Origin of the sequence: Sellimonas catena (genome assembly GCF_027924685.1) — a bacterium.
Taxonomy (GTDB): domain Bacteria; phylum Bacillota; class Clostridia; order Lachnospirales; family Lachnospiraceae; genus Sellimonas; species Sellimonas catena.
The window spans coordinates 1-5,201 of record NZ_BSBO01000068.1; the positions used below are offsets into that span (position 1 = coordinate 1).

The window sequence follows — 5,201 nt, forward strand, 5'->3', positions numbered from 1 at the left end:
GTTTTAATTGTTTTTTGGTCAATTCAATTATATCAAACCAGATGGTTTCATGCTATTTTATTGCCAGAACTTATTGAATTTTCAAGGTGCATAGGCACTTATTCAAGTGCGAAGTTTGAGTTATTATTCAAAAAATTCACTTGCTTTTGGATTCTTTCTGGATATGACCTATCATCGTCGTCCATTCTTGCAATAAATTCTCCTGTAGAATATTTTAGACAGTGATTCAATGTTCTAGCTAACCCCAAATTTTTAGCATTTCTAATAGGATATATTCTACTATCAATTTTTTTCCACTTTAATAATAACTCATACGTATTGTCTGTAGAGGCATCATCACAAATAATCAGTTCCCAATTAGTGTATGTCTGCTCTATAATGGATTGTATAGCCGTATCTATACAATTTTCTGAGTTATAAGCACCCATAATTATAGATACCTTTGCCTTCTCATTAATCATTTGATATTTCCTCCGCATTTACAGAAAAATAAATTTTATGCATAATAGAACTAATTTTTTTAACATCATATTGTGACGCTATTTCTATATTATTTTTGCCAAACTCTTTTCTTGCTTTTTCTTCTTTCAATATTTTTTCAATTTTAACTTTCCATGTTTTCCAATCATTTGCATCACACAAAAAACCTGTAATATTTTCTTTAGAATAATCTTTGATACCGTGTATGTTTGACGTAATCAAAGGTAGTCCACTAGCCATAGCTTCTATTGCTGCTAACCCCAAACCTTCCCGCTTTGATGGAAAAATAAAAGCATCCGCAATTTTATATATTTCTGCGACATCACTCCTAAATCCTAAAAACTTCACTTGATCCTCTACTTCTAATTTTCTTGCTAAATTCTTTAGATAGTTCTTCAACTCACCCTGACCTACTAGTAAATACTTCACATCTGGTCTGTCCAATCCTGATAATGCCTTGATAACAATCTCATGATTTTTATTTTTATTTAGTTCTCCTACAGATAACAACACAATATCTTTCGATCTAATTCCTAATTCTTTTCTTTTTTGCAGTATATCCACCTTTACATTTTGAAATCTTTTAATATCAATTCCTACACCCGGAACATATTCCACTCTTTTCGCATGAAATTTACTTTTCGCCCTATGATAATCTTCTTGATTAATGGTAATTAATACATCTGTAAATCTTGAAAGAAGTTTCTCTATCGGATAATAAATTAACCAGTTCAGAAGTGGAGCTCCCTCGTAAAAATGAAACCCATGCGCCGTATAAATAACTTTCGTGTTTGTCTTATGTCCCACAAGCCTTCCTACTACTCCTCCTATCGGAGAATGGCAGTGAATAAACGTATAATGATATTTTCTTACCAGTTTCAATACCTGTTTATATGCTTTCAGATCCTGATTCAATTTCATGACATTTCTTTCAAAATCGATCTGAAAAAATCTCACATGCAATTGTTTTAGTTTTTTCTTTAATTCCAGAACCTTCTCATCTGTACAGGTACTGCCTTTTTCAAAGTTACATGCAACATGTACCTCATATCCCATTTCCTGAAGCAATTCTATGTTCGGCATATTAAACTGATCGATCATAGATGCTACTGATGCAAGCATTAACATTCTCTTCATTTTATGCTTCTCCCTCAGTCCTTTTTATCGTTTCTTTCAGATTCCAAATCTGATATTTCCTGTCAAAACAGTCGCTCATACTTTTCTCATACACCATGTTTCCAAATGCTTTGTTTGCCAAACCGGATACTTTCCCCGGTATTTTCCCTGCAATCCATACTGCCGGATTTAAAAGTTTTGTGACCTGTACTTTATGTCCACTGACTTTGCCAATCAGTTTGACCATCTGGCTTGTCCGTACATATTCTCTGTTTTGCGGGAAATAGATTCCTCCATCCCCGCTTTCCATCAACAGACTTAAAAACTCGCACAGATTTTCAATATGCAGCATACTTCTGGCATTTTTTACATCTGGAAAAACAGGCAGTTTCTTTGCCAGCTTAGCCAGCACCGGATAATTTCCTTTGCTCCCTTTTCCATAGATCATCGGAGGTCGTACCACTGCTACATGAAACTCTTCATCCTGTAGTTTTCTCACGCCTTTATCGGCCTGCCATTTGCTGTCTCCATAAAAGTTTGCCGGATGAGGTTTCGTTTCTCTGGTAATTACTTTCCGTTTTCCTACTCCGGCACTCTCTCCATAAATAATCATGCTGCTCATAAAGACAAACTGTTTTACTCCGTCTTCTTTTGCTTTCTTTGCTGTTTCAATTGCCAGATCCCGGTTAATCTTGTAGTAAAATGCTTTTGTCTCCGCAGATACATGTCCTACATCCGCATGGGCCAGTCCTGCTACATGAAAAACGGCATCATATCCGGAAAAATCCTTTTCCTTCCATGTGCCGTCGATCATATCCAGCTCCTCTGTTTCAAATTCTCCCGGATGCTTTTCCTTCACCCAGCTGATGAAAGAAGTTCCGATATAGCTGTCTTTCCCTGTAATCAATACTCGCTTCATCTATTTCTTACCTCTCCTCTTCATCTCTCCGGTTCCGCCTTCTACCACGCCGTCTGACCGCAGCACAGAAAGGATCGTACCAAAGAAGCATTTCACATCCAGACCGAAGCTTAAATTCTCCACATAATAGCCGTCCAGCTTTGCTTTCTCCGGAATTTCCAGCTCGTCTCTTCCGTGGATCTGTGCCCATCCGGTCAGTCCCGGAAGAATATCGTTTGCTCCATACTTGTCACGTTCTTCGATCAGATCATACTGATTCCAGAGCGCCGGTCTCGGCCCGATAATCGCCATGTCACCTTTCAGAATATTGATGATCTGCGGCAGCTCATCCAGAGATGTTTTTCTCAGGAACTTTCCGACTTTTGTAATATACTGATCCGGATCTTTTAAAAGATGGGTCGGCATATCTTTCGGCGTATCTGTCCGCATGGTCCGAAATTTCAAAATGTAAAAATGTTTTTTGTGAATTCCTACGCGCTTCTGTTTAAAAAAGACCGGCCCTGGTGAATCCAGTTTGATTGCGATCATCAGCGCAAGAAAGAATGGCGACAGGAACACCAGCGCCATCAAAGATAAATAGATGTCCAGATATTGTTTTTTCTTCAGATAGTTTCTTTTTCTCATGACTACACTCCCATTTTCAAAGGGCTTTTACGGCTCCCTTTAGTTATCCCTTTCTCATTTCTTTTTGATTTTCTATCGCCATTCCGCAGGGAATCCTCTCTCCCTCCGGAATTTTACTTCCTTTAATAATTGCTCCACAGTCCAGATGGACGCCGTCTTCCAGCACGCAATCATGATCAGTCAGGCTTCCAATTGAAAGAATACATACCTTCCCAATCGTCGCTTCCGTATGTACAACGGCTTTTGGCAGAATCACTGTCCCCTCACCAATCGTTGCCGACGGACTGACATATGCTTCTGGATGAATCAAAACTGGAACTGTAAAGCCAAAACGTTTTCCTTTCGTATACATTTCCAGTCTTTGCTCATAGCTTCCAACTGCCGGAAATACTTCCTGATATTCTTTTTTAAATAATGGCATTTCGCTTAATTTGCCAATCGCTGCTGGTTTCAGATCATCCAGAAAGCTGATTTTATCGTATAAAGGCTTACCTTCCGCATCGGTCATGGCACGTGCCGTCTCTGCAACTACCTGCCCATGTCCTCCTGCTCCTAAAATCAGAAGATTCTTCATCTTCTTTCCCTCACTCCTTACTTTTTTACACAAAAATAAGGATCTCCTTGTTTGGAAATCCCTGCTTTGTTTTCTATCTTTTATTCGATCTTTTTTCTTCTATATATAATGATTTCGTAGCTTTCTACGTTTCCCCTTATTCTTCCCCTTTTAGCCGGATACTAAGAAGAACCGTCCGTTTCTTCCCGAACAGTTCTTTTTCTATGACAACGTACCGTTTCCGGATCCTCTTTCTGACCACATTTCCGAGATACTGTGAAAGAGGGTCTCCGGCCCAGACGATATTTCCTTCTTCATCGGTTTCTATTTCTGACCGTTTTACGATGTACTCTTCTTTTTCCTCATCCTGTTCGATCGTGATCAGGCTTTCCAGAAACTCCTGCTCATCCTCCCGGACCGGCAGGAATTCTTCTTCCCCGTCGCTTAGCAGTTTGGAAAGCTTCGGTACTTTTTTTAATTGATAATACAATGTTTCCGGAATCTGTGTCTTGACAAACACATACCCCGGAAACAGAATTTCTTTCTGTATCTTGTGTTCGCCTTTCAATCTCCAGCATGTCTCCCGTTTGATCAAAAAGCTTTTTTCACATATCGTCTGTGGCAACATCTTATCCAACACTTCTGTCAGTTCTTCTTCTTTCCCTGTCATGGTCTGTATGACATACCACATAACTCTCCTCTCTGGGAAGCTTATCTGTTTTTTGACATAGCTTCGCCATATCTGCGGTGAAAAAATTTTTTTAAGTCTTTCACCTCAGACTTCTATTTTTCCTTTTTATCCGTTTTTTCCGCAGCCATGACTTCTTATCACAGCTGTTTTCCAAACTTCTTTTCCGTTTTCGCACTCCTTATCCGGGCGTGCGGCTTTTAGCTTTTTGATACAATTTCAAGGCCAGCCCAGAGTCCTTTTCTCTGATACTGATCCACCGGGCATTCCAGACGTGCCAGACGCTTATGTCGGTCAATTTTGCGGATCTGGCTTTCCCGCCCGCAAAGCGGTCCTTCTGTCACACAGGTCTGTCCTTCTTTGATATAGCCCCGTGACATCGGGATGTGGTGCTCCTTCCCGCCGATCTCCTCCAGAAATCTGGTTTCTTCCGTACCGACAGGAATCAAGCTCTGATCATCTTCCTTTTCCGGGATCATCTCGTCTTTGACCACCAGAAAGATGTACCCTGCAAAGAGAGGCTCCCGGAGCAGATGCCAGCTGCCTTCGTAGCGTTTCATCTTCTCATAGGTAAAGACAAAGGCCTCTCCGCCCTGTCCCGTAAGCTTTTGCTTCCACTTTTCTGCTGTTTTTTCTTCGTTTCCCGCTTCACAGCGCACTGCGTACCAGATGACGCTCACCACCTACTATCATTTCGCAGAGTGTGATACTCTTGGAAATGACAAATTCAACATGGAAATGATCAGAAAACAGGGCGTTTCTTCGGAATAAAAAATTTTTGACAAGAATATTGACGTTAATAAAATCAGGAATAAAATCTT

General features: G+C 40.1%; 7 protein-coding genes. All 7 read right to left on the minus strand.

Annotated features, from left to right (window positions below):
- Positions 1-98 precede the first annotated feature (98 nt).
- The 7 genes from Selli1_RS17785 to Selli1_RS17815 all read right to left on the minus strand — a co-directional run bounded on the left by Selli1_RS17785 (position 99) and on the right by Selli1_RS17815 (position 5,060).
- Positions 99-461 carry a glycosyltransferase family 2 protein gene (locus Selli1_RS17785; protein ID WP_281874402.1) on the minus strand — a complete coding sequence of 121 codons (363 nt, stop codon included), beginning with the start codon at positions 459-461 and terminating at the stop codon, positions 99-101.
- Positions 454-1,617, minus strand: coding sequence for a glycosyltransferase family 4 protein (locus Selli1_RS17790; RefSeq protein ID WP_281874404.1), 1,164 nt, complete (start codon positions 1,615-1,617; stop codon positions 454-456). Before Selli1_RS17790 ends, Selli1_RS17785 begins: the two co-directional genes overlap by 8 nt.
- 1 nt (position 1,618) lies before the next feature.
- Complete coding sequence (locus tag Selli1_RS17795) at positions 1,619-2,515, minus strand: NAD-dependent epimerase/dehydratase family protein (protein WP_281874405.1); 897 nt, start codon at positions 2,513-2,515, stop codon at positions 1,619-1,621.
- Positions 2,516-3,139 (minus strand): sugar transferase, encoded by a 624-nt coding sequence (locus Selli1_RS17800; RefSeq protein ID WP_281874406.1) that lies wholly within the window; start codon positions 3,137-3,139, stop codon positions 2,516-2,518.
- Positions 3,140-3,182: 43 nt separating this feature from the next.
- Positions 3,183-3,746: a PglD-related sugar-binding protein gene (locus tag Selli1_RS17805; RefSeq protein ID WP_281874407.1), complete on the minus strand. Its 564-nt coding sequence runs from the start codon at positions 3,744-3,746 to the stop codon at positions 3,183-3,185.
- A gap of 103 nt (positions 3,747-3,849) precedes the next feature.
- A complete protein-coding gene (locus tag Selli1_RS17810) occupies positions 3,850-4,383 on the minus strand; it encodes a transcription termination/antitermination NusG family protein (protein ID WP_281874409.1) in 534 nt (177 codons plus the stop codon).
- Between the two features lie 197 nt (positions 4,384-4,580).
- The gene (locus tag Selli1_RS17815; protein ID WP_281874411.1) at positions 4,581-5,060 is read right to left on the minus strand and encodes a transcription termination/antitermination NusG family protein; all 480 of its coding nucleotides are present in this window, start codon (positions 5,058-5,060) and stop codon (positions 4,581-4,583) included.
- Between the last annotated feature and the right edge of the window lie 141 nt (positions 5,061-5,201).

What these genes read in the sequence shown, in the direction of transcription:
- Selli1_RS17785 (WP_281874402.1), bottom strand. Translation starts at nt 461, where the DNA reads ATGATTAATGAGAAGGCAAAGGTATCTATAATTATGGGTGCTTATAAC.
- Selli1_RS17810 (WP_281874409.1), bottom strand. Translation starts at nt 4,383, where the DNA reads ATGTGGTATGTCATACAGACCATGACAGGGAAAGAAGAAGAACTGACA.
- Selli1_RS17790 (WP_281874404.1), bottom strand. Translation starts at nt 1,617, where the DNA reads ATGAAGAGAATGTTAATGCTTGCATCAGTAGCATCTATGATCGATCAG.
- Selli1_RS17795 (WP_281874405.1), bottom strand. Translation starts at nt 2,515, where the DNA reads ATGAAGCGAGTATTGATTACAGGGAAAGACAGCTATATCGGAACTTCT.
- Selli1_RS17800 (WP_281874406.1), bottom strand. Translation starts at nt 3,139, where the DNA reads ATGAGAAAAAGAAACTATCTGAAGAAAAAACAATATCTGGACATCTAT.